We start from the raw sequence: 14,613 nt of genomic DNA, 5'->3' as shown, positions 1-14,613 counted from the left end.
CCAAAACCGGAAAAAATGGTCAATCTTAAGAAAAATGAGCCGATTGTTCATTCGGAATCGCCTATCGCCTTGTTTGGCGGGGGGGAATTGGATCCGCAGGATGTGAATCTGGTGCTGGATCGCGCCAGTTTGATCGTGGCGGCAGATGGCGGAGCGGCCCGTTTGCTCGATTCGGGCCACATTCCTGACGCGGTTATCGGGGATTTCGATTCGCTTGAATCCGACCAGCGTGTCCGAATTCCGGCAGATCGTTTGTTTCCAATTGCCGAACAAAGCACCACGGATTTCGACAAGGCTTTGCGGCACATTCAGGCCCCTGTGGTTCTGGGTGCAGGATTTCTGGGGGCACGGGTTGATCATCAACTTGCCGTTTTCAACAGCCTGGTCCGACTGCCAGACCGGCCTTGCGTGTTGCTCGGGCAGCACGAGGTGGTCTTTCACGCTCCGCCCAGGTTACGTCTGAAACTGACAGCGGGAGCGACCGTGTCATTGTTTCCATTTCGGCATGTAACCGGTCGCAGCGCGGGGCTGGAATGGCCGATTGATGATCTGATATTCGCGCCCGATGGGCAGGTCGGAACCTCGAACCGAGCGGTGGCTGAAGTGAGGCTTGAAATGGATGGGCCGGGCATGGTGGTGTTGGTGCCGCGCACAGCCCTGGATCAGGTCATGCGGGCGTTTCTGTCGGGCCGGACCGGGCGTTGGCCCGCTCGTGCAGAATGACATAAAGCCCCGCGGCGATGGTGATCATGATACCGATCGCGGCGAGGCCGTTGGGCAAGTCTCGGAAGATGAACCAGCCGATCAGGGTGGCAACCGGAATTTCAAGATACTGCATCGGAGCCAGAGTGGCCGAAGGCGCATAGCGCAAGGACCACGTCATCAACAAATGAGCCACCGTGCCCAGAACGCCGATGGCACAGAGTAGCCACAGTGTTTGCCTGCTGGGCGCAACGAAGGACAACTGATCAATCCCGGCACTGCTGCCGATCAGAAGGATCGGCAGCAGGATGACCGTTGCCATTCCGCCGGAAACCGCTTGCAGCGCGACCGGATCGGTTTCTTTCGCGATCTGCCGCGTGACCAGCATGAATAGGGCGAACACCACGGCAACGATCAGCGGCAACAGGGCGGGGGCTCCGACTTCGGCAAAGCTGGGCTGGATCACCAGCAAAGTGCCGATGAAGCCGACGATACAGGCGCTCAGACGGCGAGGGCCGACCTGTTCGCCCAGCACGAAGCGACCCAGCAGAAGCATGATGAACGGCATGACAAAGGCGATGGCGACCGCATCGGCCAGCGGCAGGAACAGCAATGCGCTGAACATGGCTGAGATACCTGCGATATGTAGAAGGGTGCGGATCACCGTTAGCCGCAGGATGCGCCCGCGCATCCGCCACGGGCGGCCCGTTGCGGCGATGAGCGGAGCCAGAATGACCACCTGTACCGCGAAGCGCACCCATACCAGCAGGGCGATGGGGGTGGTCTCGCCCAGCACTTTGGCCATGGCGTCGCCCAGCGGGGCAAGCACGCAAAAGCCAAGCATCAGAACGATGCCGAATACGGGGCGATCCTGGGTCATGGCGGGCACGCTAGGTCAAGCAGTGCCCGGGGGGAAGGGCAAACTCAGCAGTTGGGCACGTTCACGGCCAGCCCGCCCAGCGAGGTTTCCTTGTATTTCTCGTGCATGTCATGGCCGGTCTGGCGCATGGTCTCGATCACCGCGTCCAGCGGCACGAAGTGGTGGCCGTCACCGCGCAGCGCCAGCGAGGCGGCCGAGACTGCCTTGATCGCGCCCAGACCATTGCGTTCGATGCAGGGGACCTGCACCAGACCGGCGACGGGGTCGCAGGTCATGCCCAGATGGTGTTCCAGCGCGATCTCGGCGGCGTTTTCCACCTGCTCGGGCGTGCCGCCCATCACCGCGCACAGCCCAGCGGCGGCCATGGCCGAGGCGCTGCCGACCTCGGCCTGACACCCGGCTTCGGCGCCTGAGATTGAGGCGTTGTATTTGACCAGCCCGCCGATGGCGGCGGCGGTCAGCAGGAAATCCTCGATCCGGGATTCCGTGGCTCCGGGCACGTGGTCGAGGTAATAGCGCAGCACCGCAGGCAGCACGCCTGCCGCGCCGTTGGTAGGAGCGGTGACGACCTGTCCCCCGGCGGCGTTTTCCTCGTTCACGGCCATGGCGTAGACGCTCATCCAGTCGTTGATCGTGTGCGGGGCGTTCAGGTTCATGCCGCGTTCAGCCACCAGCGCGTCGTGGATGCCCTTGGCGCGACGGCGCACATACAGGCCGCCGGGCAGGATGCCGTCGGTGGTCAGGCCACGCTCGATACAGTCGTTCATCACCTGCCACAGCCGGGCCGAGCCCTTGGCAAAGCTTTCGGGACAGCCACGGGCAATTTCATTGGCGCGCTTCATTTGTGCGATGCTTTTGCCGCTGGCGCGCGCCATATCCAGCATCTCGACCGCCGATTTGAACGGGAAGGGCACCGGTTTGCCTTCATCCGTGTCCTTGCCTTCGGCCAGTTCCTCTTCGGTCAGGACAAAGCCGCCACCGACCGAGTAAAACACCTGCCGCAGAATCACGTCGCCCTGCGCGTCGGTGGCCATCAGGATCATGCCGTTGGCGTGGCCGGGCAGGTTGTGTTCGAAGTCAAAAACCAGATTGGTTTTGGGATCGAACCGCAGCTTTGGCAGGCCTTCAGGCGACACCGTGTGGGTCTCATGTATCTGGGCCAGCGCGGCCTCGGCCTTGTCGTTGTCATAGGTGTCGGGAACAAAGCCCGCGAGGCCAAGGATGGTGGCGCGGTCGGTCGCGTGGCCGACGCCGGTAAAGGCCAGCGAGCCGTGCAGCGATCCGCGCAGGCCCGAGAACTCGAATGGCGATTCCCGCATCATGTCGAGGAACCGCGCGGCGGCGACCATGGGGCCCATGGTATGAGATGAGGACGGGCCGATGCCCACTTTGAACATTTCGAAGACAGAGAGAAACATGTCAGGTAGCTGAGCCTTCTGGTGGATTGGCATGGGTCGGAGAGGTGAAGGGGGTGGCCCCCAACCCCTCGGCTTTGATGGCGGCGCGCGTTGCGGGGCGCATTTCCAACTGCATCAGGATGGTCTGCAGATATGGGGTGTCGGCCAGTTGATACCAGCTGCGGTCGGCCTGTGCGGGATAAAGCGCCATCCAGCGCATCATGCAGGCGACGTAATAGGTGAGAGCCGAGGGCTGCGTGCTGAACCAGTCGGGGCCCTCATGGGCCAGCGCATCCAGCACTTGCAGGTGCTGGCGCAGCCGGGGGCGGATGCCCGCGCGTAAGGCTTCGGCCTGTGCGGCCTCAATGTATTTCTCGGCGTAGAACAGGATGCGCAGGTCGGCGTGCAGGGTGTTCGAGGCAAAGAACAGGTATTTCAGAAACGCAGCCCGGTCGGGACTTTCGGGGCCGGGGGCCATCTGCCCGTGGGTATCGCCCAGCCACAGCAGGATCGCGGCGGTTTCAAAGATCGGACCCTGTGGAGTTTCCAGCACCGGGATCAGCCCGTTGGGGTTCAGCGCCCGATAGGCCGCACTGTCCTGTTCGTTCCGGGTGCGGTCGACCAGAACGGTGTCATAGGGCAGGCCCATCTCTTCCAACACCAGCCGGATCACCAGCGAGGCGTTGTCGGGGGCGTAATGCAGGCGGTACGGCGTCTCCATGACCTCTATCTATGTGCTGCGGCGGCGGTACGTCACCCTGATTGCGACGTTTCCTATCGGAAAGGCGTATTCCAGCGGCATGTTAGCACAGGTGCGGGGCGATTTGCCTCTCGCAGTCGTTGGGGGCATTCCGTATAAGGCGGGCAGACTGTCTTGGGGGATGTTGTCATGAGCAAAGATTTGTCGCCGATCGACAAAGCCAAATATGTTGCGGCCTACCGCGCCGCCGATCTGGTCGAGGACGGGATGCGCGTGGGTCTGGGCACCGGATCGACCGCCGCGTGGCTGGTCAAGCGTCTGGGTGAACGCGTGCGCGACGAAGGGCTGAAGATCAAGGGCGTGCCGACCTCGACCGCCACGGCGCAATTGGCGCGTGAGGTGGGGATCGAGGTGGTCTCGCTGGATCAGGCCGGATGGCTGGACCTGACCGTTGATGGCGCGGATGAGTTTGATCATGAGTTCAATCTGATCAAGGGCGGCGGTGCGGCGTTGCTGCAGGAAAAGATCGTGGCCACGGCCAGCGATCAGATGGTGGTGATCGCCGATGCGGGCAAAGAGGTTGAGACGCTGGGCGCGTTCCCCTTACCGGTCGAGGTGATCCCCTTTGGCTGGCAGACCACGCGCACCTTGATCGAAGAGGCGCTGGATACGATGGACGTGCTGGGCACCTCGGTGACGTTGCGCATGAATGGCGAGGCCCCGAAGGTGACCGACGAGGGCAACCACATTCTGGACCTGCATCTGAAACGCATTGGTAACGCGCGGCAACTGGCGCTGGTGCTGAACCAGATCCCAGGCGTTGTCGAGAATGGTTTGTTCATCGATATCTGCGACAAGGTTATCGTGGGCTATGGCGATGGCCGGGTCGAGCTGCGCGACCTCAACGCGGGCACGGTTGAGACCGATTTGCTGGGCGAGAGCGGGGACAACCTGTTTTCCGATCTGGCGGACTAAGCGCCGGGCGGGTGGTTTGGCAAGCAGCGGAAGAAAAATCGCAATTTCGGCAGCCGGGGGTTGGCAGTTGGAAATTTGCGCCCAGATATCCAGTGAATTTTGGTCACGCGGAATAAAAGGAACGCACCTATGAGCTTTGACTATGATCTGTTCGTCATCGGAGGCGGCTCGGGCGGGGTCCGCGCGGCACGTGTGGCGGCGGGTGAGAACGGGGCCAAAGTGGCGCTGGCGGAAGAGGATCGTTACGGCGGGACCTGCGTGATCCGGGGCTGTGTGCCGAAAAAGCTGATGGTTTTCGCCAGTGAGTTCTCGGGCATGGTCGGGGATGCGCAGGAGTATGGCTGGGACATTCAGCCGGGTGCGTTTGACTGGAACACCTTCCATGGCAAGCTGGTTGCCGAACTGGACCGGCTGGAAGGCATCTATCGCAATATCCTTAAAAACAACGGCGTCGAGAGCTTTGATCAGCGGGCCCGTGTGGTTGACCCGCATACGGTCGAACTGGCCGATGGCACGCGCAAGACGGCCAAGCATATTCTGATCGCCACCGGTGGTCGCCCTGTCGTGCCCGAGTTTCCGGGGTCGGAGCTGGCCATCACCTCGAACGAGATTTTCCATCTTGAGAAGCTGCCCGAAAGCATCCTGATCGTGGGTGGAGGTTATATCGCCTGTGAATTCGCCGGGATCATGAACGGGTTGGGGGTGAAGACGACTCAGTTCTATCGCGGGGCACAGATTCTGCGTGGCTTTGATGACGAGGCGCGCGGGCTGATCAGTGAAGAGATGTGCCAGAATGGTGTCGATCTGCATCTGGGCACCAATGTGCTTGAGATGGCCAAGGACGGCGACAAGATTCGCGTGAAGGCCACCAACGGGTCCGAACAGTCGTTTGATGTGGTGATGTATGCCACCGGCCGCGCTCCGAATGCGGATGATCTGGGGCTGGAAGGCCTGGGCGTTGAACGTGGCCGCAAAGGCGAGATCATCGTGGATGAATACAGCCAGACTGGCGTGCCCTCGATCTACGCTATCGGAGACGTAACGGACCGGGTGAACCTGACTCCGGTCGCAATCCGCGAAGGCATGGCCTTTGTCGAGACCGTGTTCAAAGGCAACCCGACACCTGTGGATCACGAGCTGATCCCGACGGCGATCTTCACGCAGCCGGAAATGGGCACCGTGGGTCTGAGCGAAGAAGAGGCGGCGGAGCAAGAGCCGATCGAGGTCTATGCAACCTCGTTCAAGCCGATGCAGAAAGCCTTTGCCGGTGGCACGCAGCGGGTGCTGATGAAGCTGATCGTGTCTCAGGCGACGCGCAAGGTTCTGGGCTGTCACATCGTGGCGCCGGGCGCGGGTGAGATGATCCAGCTGGCCGGGATTGCGGTCAAGATGGGCGCCACCAAGGAAGATTTCGACCGCACGGTTGCGGTTCATCCGGTGATGGCCGAAGAACTGGTGACAATGCGGCAACCTGTACGCACGGCTTGATTTGCAACCGCGCGCACACACGTTACAAGGGAAGCCGTGATCACACGGTCCAACACAAGGGAAAAAACACATATGGCGGGCAACAGCGGCGGCCCCTGGGGGGGCGGAGGCTCATCCGGTGGCGGAGGAAATCGGGGTAATAACGGGGACGGGCGCAAGCCCCCCGAAGGCGACGGCCCGCAGATCCCCGAGATCGACGAGCTGATGAAGAAGGGTCAAGAGCAGCTGCGCGTCCTCATGGGCGGTCGTGGCGGCGGTGGCCGTGGGACCAACGGCTCGGGCGGCGGCGGTGGTCCGGCGTTTACCAAGGGGACCGTTGCGATTGGTCTTGTGGCCGCTGCGGTCTTGTGGGGGCTGGCCAGCTTCTACACCGTCAAGCCCGAAGAACAGTCGGTTGAACTGTTTCTGGGTGAGTTCTCGGCCGTTGGTAACCCGGGTCTGAACTTTGCCCCGTGGCCGTTTGTGACGGCCGAGGTTATTCCGGTCACCCGCGAACAGAACGAAGACATGGGCGGCGCGCGCGGCAGCGACGATGGTCTGATGCTGACCGGCGACGAAAATGTGGTCGATATCGACTATCAGGTCGTCTGGAACATCAATGACCCGGCCAAGTACCTGTTCAACCTGCGCGACCCGCGTCAGACGATCCGCGCCGTGTCGGAATCGGCCATGCGTGAGATCATCGCGCAAAGCGAACTGGCCCCGATCCTGAACCGGGACCGCGGTATCATTGCAGATCGACTACAGGAGCTGATTCAGCAGACGATGGACAGCTACGACTCGGGCGTTAACATCGTTCGTGTGAACTTTGACAAGGCCGACCCGCCGCAGGACGTGATCGCCGCCTTCCGCGACGTTCAGGCCGCCGCGCAGGAGCGTGACCGTCTGCAGAACGTCGCTGACGCCTATGCCAACCGTGTGTTGGCCGAGGCGCGCGGTGAAGCGGCGCAGGTTCTGGAAGAGGCCGAAGCCTATCGCGCCCAGCAGATCAACAGCGCACAGGGTGAGGCCAGCCGTTTCAGCGCGGTTCTGGAAGAATACTCCAAAGCGCCGGATGTGACCCGCAAACGTCTGTATCTGGAGCGGATGGAGCAGGTTCTGGGTGACGTGGACAAGATCATTCTGGATGAAAACTCGACCGGATCGGGGCAGGGCGTCGTGCCGTATCTGCCGCTGAACGAGTTGCGCCGCAATTCCGGACAGGAGAGCAACTGATGCGTAAAGCGACATTCATTCTGCCCGTCATCGTGATTGCGATTGTCGGCATTCTGTCCTCACTCTTTATCGTGGACGAGCGTGAGCGCGCGCTGGTTCTGCAGTTTGGACGTGTCGTGACGGTTAAGGAAGAGCCCGGTCTGGCGTTCAAGATCCCGCTGATTCAGGAAGTGGTTCGCTATGACGACCGCATCCTGTCGATCGATGTGCAGCCGTTGGAAGTGACGCCTCTGGACGATCGTCGTCTGGTGGTCGACGCCTTTGCCCGCTATCGGATTTCCGATCTGGAGCAGTTCCGTCAGGCCGTTGGTGTCGGAGGTATTCCGGTGGCCGAGGATCGTCTGGATCGCATCCTGCGCGCCGAAACCCGCGAAGTTCTGGGTTCGGTGTCCTCGCGCGATATCCTGAGCTCTGACCGTGCCGCGCTGATGCTGCGCATTCGGAACAGTGCGATTGCCGAAGCCCGCGCGCTGGGCGTCAACGTGATCGACGTGCGCCTGAAGGCGACCGATCTGCCGCAGGCCAACCTCGAAGCCACCTTCGACCGGATGAAGGCGGAACGGGAACGTGAAGCGACCGACGAACGCGCCCGGGGTAACGAAGCCGCGCAGCGTGTGCGCGCGCAGGCGGATCGGACCGTGGTCGAACTGGTCTCGGACGCGAACCGCGAGGCCGAGATCATTCGCGGTGAGGCCGACGCCGAACGCAACGCGATCTTTGCCGACGCCTATGGCGCTGACCCGGAGTTCTTTGAATTCTACCGCTCGCTGTCGGCCTATGAACGCGCGCTTGGTGGCGGCAACAGCTCGATGGTGCTGAGCCCGGATTCCGAGTTCTTCAACTATCTGAAATCTCCAACAGGGCAGGTTGCCCAGTAATGGGCATGATCCTTCTGGCCTTCGGGCTGGTGCTGATTGTCGAGGGGCTGGCCTATGCGCTGGCCCCTTCGCTTATTGAACGTATGCTGGAGGCGCTCAGAACGCTGCCGGAACAGGCGCTGAGATTGGTGGGATTGCTTGGCGCGATCAGTGGTTTCGTTCTGATCTGGGCCGCGTTTCAGGTCGGCTTTTAATACAGTGATCTCACTTGCAGGTGATTTCCCCGCGATCCCGAGTTGCGGGCTTGGACAAACTGACTACATTGTTTGCCAAGACGGGCCGCTATGGGGTGGTCACACCATAAGTTTCGACAAGGAGTTCGCAAGTGCAGGCTAAAGCGCGCAGTATTTCCGTCCGGCGGGACGATGTAAGTGTCATGATGCGGCTGATGTGGCTGGCCTTTGCCGGAATGCTGCTTGTTCTGGCCCAAGCCGTTGCAGCGCAGGCGCGTGGCGACAGTCTGGCACCACTCGCCGAGCAAATCAGCCCGGCGGTGGTCAACATTACCACCTCGACCTTGATTGAGGGGCAAACCGGCCCGCAAGGGATCGTGCCCGACGGCTCTCCGTTTGAGGATTTCTTCCGCGAGTTTCAGGATCGTAACGGCGACGAAGGCAACCGCCCACGCCGCAGCAATGCGCTGGGATCGGGTTTCGTAATTTCCGAGGACGGTTTCATCGTGACAAATAATCACGTCATAGCGGAAGCCGACGAAATCCTGATCGAATTCTTCCCCGGTGACGGCCAGCCCAAGAAAGAGCTGCCCGCCAAGGTGATCGGTACGGATGAAAAGACCGATATTGCGCTGCTCAAGGTCGAAGCATCTGGTCCGCTGCAATACGTCACCTTCGGTGACAGCGATATCGCGCGCGTCGGGGATTGGGTCATCGCGATGGGCAACCCGTTGGGGCAAGGCTTTTCGGTCTCGGCCGGGATCGTATCGGCCCGCAACCGTGCGCTCAGCGGGTCTTATGACGATTACATCCAGACCGACGCGGCGATTAACCGGGGGAACTCGGGCGGGCCGCTGTTCAACATGGATGGCGAGGTAATTGGCGTGAATACTGCGATCCTGTCGCCCAATGGCGGCTCGATCGGGATCGGGTTCTCGATGGCGTCGAACGTGGTCATCAAGGTCGTAGATCAACTGCGCGAGTTTGGTGAGACACGGCGTGGCTGGTTGGGTGTACGCATTCAGGACGTGACCGAGGATATGGCCGAAGCCATGGGGCTGGAGAAGCCCGGCGGCGCGCTGATCAGCGATGTTCCAGATGGCCCGGCCAAGGATGCCGGTCTGCTGGCAGGCGATGTCATCCTCAGCTTTGACGGGGTCGAAGTTGAAGACACGCGGGGTCTGGTGCGTCAGGTTGGCGAGACCACCGTGGGCAAATCGGTCCGTGTTGTTGTGCACCGCGATGGGGGCACGCAGACCGTCCTTGTGACGCTGGGCCGTCGTGAGGATGCGGAACGCGCCGAAGAGGGGGGCGAAGAGGCAACCCCTGAAGCCGAGGAAGAGGAAAACAAAGACATTCTGGGCCTGACGATTTCGCCGCTGACCGACACGCTCCGCGAGGAAATGGGGCTGGACGGCGAAGCCGAAGGTCTGGTTGTGACGGGTGTAGAGGAGTCCTCTGAGGCCTATGCCAAGGGACTGCGCGCCGGTGATCTGATCACCGAGGCCGGTCAGCAGAAAGTGACGTCGATCAGCGACCTTGAGACGCGGATGGACGAAGCAAGCGAAGCCGGGCGCAAGTCGCTGTTGTTGCTGGTGCGGCGCGGTGGAGAACCAAGGTTCGTGGCTCTGAGCCTGGAATAACAGGCGCAATATCCCAAGAGACAAAGGCCGGGGCGCAATCCCCGGTCTTTTTTTGATCAGATCACGGGAAAGAAAAAAGCCATATGCCGGGGAAGGCATATGGCTCTGGTACAGGGAGAGGCTGATGGACAGATATCGGGGATGATAAGGTCAGCCTCCTACGGTAACGAGATTGACCTTAGGGCAATTAACGGGGTGCGTATGTGAAGTGGATCACAGGACCGGCGGAAAATTCAGATCAGATCAGATTCAGCCAATTGGCGCAGCGCATCAAAATCTTGAATCTGCAAACCGCCGCGTGAGGCTTCGACCACGTTGCTGCGTTTCCAGGTCGAAATGGTCTTGGACACTGCTTCCCGCGTGGCACCCACGAACTCGGCCAGTTCGCTTTGCGACAAGGTGATGCGGTCGGACGGGTTCTCTTGCTGTCCTGCAAGATGCAGCAATTTCCGGGCCAGCCGGACGGGCATGGGCAGGAAAACCTGTTCATTCAACTGCGCACCCATATAGCGCATTCTTAAGCCCGCAAGCCGGATCATATCCTCGGCGAGATCAGGGTGTTGCCGAATCTGGGAAATGACGTCCCGGTGGCGCACCCTGAGGACACGCGATGGTTCCGCCGCCGTCACTGTCGCGGTGCGCGGGCCGCTGTCGAAAAGTGCGATTTCGCCAAAGACTTCTCCGGGACGCATCAGGCTGAGCGCCAGTTTCCGTCCGCTCATCGCCAGAAAGGACACTTCGAGCGCGCCGGAAATCAAGGCATACAAAGCTTCGCCTTCATCGCCTTGCTCGAACAGGACATCGCCCCGGTCCAATTCCAGTTCCGAGGCTTGCGCGGCCAACATGGCCCGCAGCCGTTCCGAGGCTTCCGAAAGGAATCCGCTGTTTGGAAATGCCGTCATGTGGGGCGGTGTGCTCCGGTTTGGTTATTTGAGTGGTGGCTCAACTTTCCACAGCTTGCGCGTTAAGCCAAGGTTTTTATCGAATTTTCGAACAATCCGCCAGTTCCACCCCAGTGAGCACGTTGCTCTTATTGTTTGTCGGGATCTTCCATATAGGTCTGCAGAATACTGAATTGCAGCATCAGGAACACCATCAGAGCGATGGGAAATCCGAAGGTTTCGATCTTGACCCATAGGTCGGTCGACAAGGTGCGCCAGACCAGCTCGTTGGCCACGGCCAACACCGCGAAACAGGCGCACAGGCGGCGGGTTAAGATCATCCAGCCTTCGTCACGCATGGGCAGCATTTCATCCATTATGTAGGCCAGGTACGATTTACGCTGCAAGAGGCCGATCCCGAGAATCAGCGAGAAGAAGCCGTAGACCAACGTGGTTTTCATCTTGAAGAACCGCTCGTCGTTGAACCAGGCGGTCAGGCCGCCGAAGAAGATCACCATGATAGCGGTGAAAATCTGCATGCGGCTGAGTTTGCCTGTCAGCATCCAAAGCACGCCCATCGCCGCCAGCATCAGCGGCACAAACAGGATCGTGGCGATGATGAATCCGGAATACTCGATGCCGCCGATCAGAAAGCTGTCATCCCTCAAGCGGAGGTAGATGAAGAAAAAGGCCAGTGGCGGGCCCAGCTCCAGCGCCTGTTTCAGAAAAGGGTTGATCTCTTTTTTGGTTGCCATGTCGATTCCTGCTGCTTACCCGCCCATTTCAACTATTACAGCGCCAAGTGCAATCAATGCCATCAGAGCAATGCGTCTGGGGCCGACGGTTTCTTTCAGCACGAGCCAGCCGATCAGGGCGGCAAAAACCGTGGACGTTTCACGCAGGACAGCGGCCTCGCCCACCTTGTCGAGGCGGGTGGCGAGCATGATGGCTCCGAATGACATCGGGGCGATGATACCGCCCGCAATCCCGCGCAGCATCAGGGGGCCCAGGGCGGGGCGATGGATCATGGCGCGGTATCTGAGGGCGGCGTAGATTGGCATGGCCGCCCCGTCAATCATGAAGAACCACGCCAGGAAAGTGAACGGGTCGGCGGTTGCGCGGATGCCGTAGGCGTCATAGGTGGTGTAGAGCGCCACGAACAGCCCTGTGGCCAACGCCAGCGCCAGCGCGATGCCCAGCGTCTCGCGGTTGGTTTCGAGATAGCGCAGGTTATAGGCGGCAAGCCCCAAGATGCCCGCCATCAGGGTTGCGACGCCGAACCATTGGATGATTGAGAAGGTCTCGCCAAACAACAGGTAGGCTCCGATCACGGTGAACAATGGACCGGTGCCGCGCACGACCGGGTAGACAACCGTGTAGGAGCCTTTGGTATATGCGGCAGCCTGCAGGACTTTGTAACCGATATGGATCACCCAGACGACGGCAAAGATGGGCCACATATAAGGTTCGGGCCATGGGACGACGAAGAAGGCAAAGGGGGCTGCCATGAGACAATAGCAGGCATCGATGGCGCCGCGCGACATCCACGGGTCATGTCGGCCCTTTTGCAACGCGCCGAAGACCGCGTGCAGGAAGGCGGCCATCAGGGCCAGCGTGAGGGCGAGTTGGTGGCCGGATTCAGTGCCTTCGAGGGAGATCAGCCAGTCGCTCAATATTTGTGTCTTTCACGGATGGAGAGGCCGGGGGTTTTCCACCCCCGGACCCCCGGAGGATATTTTGGGCCAGATGAAGTTGCGGATCAGGTTTGCAGACCAGTGAGAGCGGCGGCGAATTCTTCGGGATCGAACGGGGCGAGGTCGTCTATTTGTTCGCCCACGCCGATGGCGTGAATGGGCAGGCCGAACTTGTCGGCCAGCGCGACGAGTACGCCGCCCTTGGCGGTGCCATCGAGCTTGGTCATCACAAGGCCTGAGACATCGGCCAGTTTGCGGAAGGTTTCGACCTGGCTGAGGGCGTTCTGGCCGGTGGTGGCGTCCAGCACCAGGAGGGTGTTGTGCGGGGCGGTGTCGTCGACCTTGCGGATGACGCGGACGATTTTGGCCAGTTCCTCCATCAGGTCGGCGCGGTTTTGCAGGCGGCCTGCGGTGTCGATCATCAGCAGGTCTGCGCCGTCGTTCTGCGCTTTGGTCAGGGCATCAAAAGCGAGGCTGGCTGGGTCAGAGCCTTCGGGGGCGGTGAGTACGGGCACGCCCGCGCGGTCGCCCCAGACTTGCAGCTGTTCGACGGCGGCGGCGCGGAAGGTGTCTCCGGCGGCGATGACGACCTTTTTGCCAGCGGCTTTGAACTGGCTGGCAAGCTTGCCGATGGTGGTGGTTTTGCCCGATCCGTTGACACCCACGACCAGCACCACCTGCGGGCGTTTGGGGTAGAGGGGCATGGGTTTGGCCACAGGTTCCATAACGCGGGCAACTTCCTGAGCAAGAAGTTGCTTGATCTCCTGAGTGGAAAGTTTGCGGCCCAGGCGGCCCTCGGCCATGTTGGCGGCGACGCGCAGGGCGGTGTCGACGCCCATGTCCGAGGCGATCAGAAGCTCTTCGAGCTGTTCCAGCATGTCGTCGTCCAGCGTGCGGCGGACAACGGTGCGGTCTTCGCCGCGCTTCAACAGGCGGCCCAGCAGGCCTCTGGATTCAGAGGTTTCAGGCGCAGGTGCCGTGGGTGCCGGATCAGCAACGGCGGGCGCTTGGGGTTTCGCCGGTTGCGGCGCTGGTGCAGGTGCTGGAGCTTCGGAGACGGGTTGCGGTTCGGGCTCGGGTTGAGGAATGACCGGATCGGGTGCGGTTTCCTCGCCGCCATCCTCGACAATCGCGTCCAGCCCCTGTTCGAGGCGCGAGGAGGATTTGAACAGCTTGTCCTTGAGCTTTGAGAAAAACGCCATTTTGGTCTCCGCAGGTGTTTCCTTCACCTAATGCGGATTGGTGGCAGTTGCAAAGGGTCAGGTGAAGGCGATCACGAACCCGGACTGTGCGCCCCAGTAAAGCGGCCAGACCATGTAGGGAGTCAGCTGCAGGGCGGGTTGGTTTGCGGGCAGCAGGAATTTCTCGGTCGCCAGGATCATGTCGGAGGCGATGAAGGCCAGCGCGGCGGGCAGCGCCCAGCGGAGCGGGCCTGTGTCGGGCAGGGCCAGCACGGTGACGCCCATGCCGAGGATGATCGGGATATAGGCCAGCACGGGGGGCTTGAGGTCGCCGGCGCGCGGGGCCAGCAGGGTGGTCATGACAATGCCAAGGATCAGGAGGGACCAGAAGATCGCGGGTTGGGTCAGGATCAGGCCGGGATCGCTGGCGGAATGGGTCAGGAACAGCACGATATAGGCCAGATGTCCGGCGGCGAAGGCGGCGATACCGGCCATGAAGGTGGTCTCGGTTTCGCGTGATAGAAGGGCGTCGCCGATGGCGCAAAGGGCAAGGGCGAGGACAAGCAGCCAAGGTGCCGTGCCGATAAGGGCGGCAATGGCCAGCAGCCCAACGGAAGCAGATTTCAAAGCGGTGCGCAGGGTGCTGGCGGGCTGCGCGGTGAGTGGCAGGTAGGCCAAGGCGCAGGCCAGCGCGGCCCAGAAGTGGAATGTCATCATGAACTGTCCCGGTTTTTCGACCAGTTTCGCCATGAGTACCGGGGTGCTTCAAGATGTGACGTCGGGGGAACGCCAGCGAAAGGTTGAAT

Annotated in this window: 15 protein-coding genes; 7 read left to right on the top strand and 8 right to left on the bottom strand. The window is 61.1% G+C overall.

Translation table 11 applies throughout. From position 1 onward, the window contains the following. Positions 1 to 15: 15 nt before the first annotated feature. Positions 16 to 723 (top strand): thiamine diphosphokinase, encoded by a 708-nt coding sequence (locus ACR0K4_RS06445; protein ID WP_480853293.1) that lies wholly within the window; start codon positions 16 to 18, stop codon positions 721 to 723. Here the strand turns inward: ACR0K4_RS06445 and ACR0K4_RS06440 are convergent. From ACR0K4_RS06440 to ACR0K4_RS06430, 3 genes are read right to left on the bottom strand one after another with little or no spacing between them, the layout of a single operon-like run. Further along, positions 668 to 1,582 (bottom strand): DMT family transporter, encoded by a 915-nt coding sequence (locus ACR0K4_RS06440; RefSeq protein ID WP_480853292.1) that lies wholly within the window; start codon positions 1,580 to 1,582, stop codon positions 668 to 670. The two genes, ACR0K4_RS06445 and ACR0K4_RS06440, sit on opposite strands and share 56 nt — an antisense overlap. Positions 1,583 to 1,626: 44 nt before the next feature. After that, complete coding sequence (locus ACR0K4_RS06435; protein ID WP_480853291.1) at positions 1,627 to 3,000, bottom strand: L-serine ammonia-lyase; 1,374 nt, start codon at positions 2,998 to 3,000, stop codon at positions 1,627 to 1,629. 1 nt (position 3,001) lies between these two features. Next, the gene (locus ACR0K4_RS06430) at positions 3,002 to 3,700 is read right to left on the bottom strand and encodes a glutathione S-transferase family protein (RefSeq protein ID WP_480853290.1); all 699 of its coding nucleotides are present in this window, start codon (positions 3,698 to 3,700) and stop codon (positions 3,002 to 3,004) included. Positions 3,701 to 3,868: 168 nt separating this feature from the next. On the opposite strand from ACR0K4_RS06430, the gene rpiA reads away from it, so the two are divergent. From rpiA to ACR0K4_RS06400, 6 genes are all read left to right on the top strand, one after another. Beyond that, positions 3,869 to 4,654 carry a ribose-5-phosphate isomerase RpiA gene (gene rpiA / locus ACR0K4_RS06425; protein WP_480853289.1) on the top strand — a complete coding sequence of 262 codons (786 nt, stop codon included), beginning with the start codon at positions 3,869 to 3,871 and terminating at the stop codon, positions 4,652 to 4,654. 129 nt (positions 4,655 to 4,783) lie between these two features. Beyond that, positions 4,784 to 6,142 carry a glutathione-disulfide reductase gene (gene gor / locus ACR0K4_RS06420; protein ID WP_480853288.1) on the top strand — a complete coding sequence of 453 codons (1,359 nt, stop codon included), beginning with the start codon at positions 4,784 to 4,786 and terminating at the stop codon, positions 6,140 to 6,142. Positions 6,143 to 6,214: 72 nt separating this feature from the next. Next, positions 6,215 to 7,357: an FtsH protease activity modulator HflK gene (gene hflK, locus ACR0K4_RS06415; protein WP_480853287.1), complete on the top strand. Its 1,143-nt coding sequence runs from the start codon at positions 6,215 to 6,217 to the stop codon at positions 7,355 to 7,357. Continuing rightward, positions 7,357 to 8,235, top strand: coding sequence for a protease modulator HflC (gene hflC / locus ACR0K4_RS06410; protein ID WP_480516081.1), 879 nt, complete (start codon positions 7,357 to 7,359; stop codon positions 8,233 to 8,235). The genes hflK and hflC overlap by 1 nt, the downstream gene beginning before the upstream one ends. Beyond that, positions 8,235 to 8,429, top strand: a complete 195-nt coding sequence (locus ACR0K4_RS06405) for a DUF2065 domain-containing protein (protein WP_480853286.1) — start codon at positions 8,235 to 8,237, stop codon at positions 8,427 to 8,429. The genes hflC and ACR0K4_RS06405 overlap by 1 nt, the downstream gene beginning before the upstream one ends. A gap of 182 nt (positions 8,430 to 8,611) precedes the next feature. Further along, positions 8,612 to 10,051: a Do family serine endopeptidase gene (locus ACR0K4_RS06400; RefSeq protein ID WP_480516585.1), complete on the top strand. Its 1,440-nt coding sequence runs from the start codon at positions 8,612 to 8,614 to the stop codon at positions 10,049 to 10,051. A 233-nt stretch (positions 10,052 to 10,284) separates the two neighbouring features. Here ACR0K4_RS06400 and ACR0K4_RS06395 read toward each other — a convergent pair whose 3' ends face one another. The 5 genes from ACR0K4_RS06395 to ACR0K4_RS06375 all read right to left on the bottom strand — a co-directional run bounded on the left by ACR0K4_RS06395 (position 10,285) and on the right by ACR0K4_RS06375 (position 14,557). Then, positions 10,285 to 10,953 carry a Crp/Fnr family transcriptional regulator gene (locus tag ACR0K4_RS06395; protein WP_480516083.1) on the bottom strand — a complete coding sequence of 223 codons (669 nt, stop codon included), beginning with the start codon at positions 10,951 to 10,953 and terminating at the stop codon, positions 10,285 to 10,287. 128 nt (positions 10,954 to 11,081) lie between these two features. Continuing rightward, positions 11,082 to 11,687: an inner membrane-spanning protein YciB gene (locus ACR0K4_RS06390; protein WP_480853285.1), complete on the bottom strand. Its 606-nt coding sequence runs from the start codon at positions 11,685 to 11,687 to the stop codon at positions 11,082 to 11,084. A gap of 15 nt (positions 11,688 to 11,702) precedes the next feature. Continuing rightward, entirely contained in the window at positions 11,703 to 12,605 is a 903-nt protein-coding gene (locus tag ACR0K4_RS06385; RefSeq protein WP_480516085.1) for an EamA family transporter, read from the bottom strand. Between the two features lie 86 nt (positions 12,606 to 12,691). Continuing rightward, positions 12,692 to 13,828: a signal recognition particle-docking protein FtsY gene (ftsY, locus tag ACR0K4_RS06380; protein ID WP_480516086.1), complete on the bottom strand. Its 1,137-nt coding sequence runs from the start codon at positions 13,826 to 13,828 to the stop codon at positions 12,692 to 12,694. Positions 13,829 to 13,885: 57 nt separating this feature from the next. Next, entirely contained in the window at positions 13,886 to 14,557 is a 672-nt protein-coding gene (locus ACR0K4_RS06375; protein WP_480853284.1) for a lysoplasmalogenase, read from the bottom strand. Positions 14,558 to 14,613 lie beyond the last annotated feature (56 nt).

It is taken from the genome of Ruegeria sp. K11 (genome assembly GCF_056531905.1).
The sequence above is the reverse complement of the archived record's forward strand: the minus strand, read 5'-3'. Positions and strand labels throughout refer to the sequence as shown.

Coding starts and splice junctions, on each gene's coding strand:
- hflC (WP_480516081.1), top strand. CDS start 7,357: ATGCGTAAAGCGACATTCATTCTGCCCGTCATCGTGATTGCGATTGTC.
- ACR0K4_RS06395 (WP_480516083.1), bottom strand. CDS start 10,953: ATGACGGCATTTCCAAACAGCGGATTCCTTTCGGAAGCCTCGGAACGG.
- ACR0K4_RS06435 (WP_480853291.1), bottom strand. CDS start 3,000: ATGTTTCTCTCTGTCTTCGAAATGTTCAAAGTGGGCATCGGCCCGTCC.
- ACR0K4_RS06400 (WP_480516585.1), top strand. CDS start 8,612: ATGATGCGGCTGATGTGGCTGGCCTTTGCCGGAATGCTGCTTGTTCTG.
- gor (WP_480853288.1), top strand. CDS start 4,784: ATGAGCTTTGACTATGATCTGTTCGTCATCGGAGGCGGCTCGGGCGGG.
- ftsY (WP_480516086.1), bottom strand. CDS start 13,828: ATGGCGTTTTTCTCAAAGCTCAAGGACAAGCTGTTCAAATCCTCCTCG.
- ACR0K4_RS06390 (WP_480853285.1), bottom strand. CDS start 11,687: ATGGCAACCAAAAAAGAGATCAACCCTTTTCTGAAACAGGCGCTGGAG.
- ACR0K4_RS06445 (WP_480853293.1), top strand. CDS start 16: ATGGTCAATCTTAAGAAAAATGAGCCGATTGTTCATTCGGAATCGCCT.
- ACR0K4_RS06430 (WP_480853290.1), bottom strand. CDS start 3,700: ATGGAGACGCCGTACCGCCTGCATTACGCCCCCGACAACGCCTCGCTG.
- hflK (WP_480853287.1), top strand. CDS start 6,215: ATGGCGGGCAACAGCGGCGGCCCCTGGGGGGGCGGAGGCTCATCCGGT.
- ACR0K4_RS06405 (WP_480853286.1), top strand. CDS start 8,235: ATGGGCATGATCCTTCTGGCCTTCGGGCTGGTGCTGATTGTCGAGGGG.
- ACR0K4_RS06375 (WP_480853284.1), bottom strand. CDS start 14,557: ATGGCGAAACTGGTCGAAAAACCGGGACAGTTCATGATGACATTCCAC.
- rpiA (WP_480853289.1), top strand. CDS start 3,869: ATGAGCAAAGATTTGTCGCCGATCGACAAAGCCAAATATGTTGCGGCC.
- ACR0K4_RS06440 (WP_480853292.1), bottom strand. CDS start 1,582: ATGACCCAGGATCGCCCCGTATTCGGCATCGTTCTGATGCTTGGCTTT.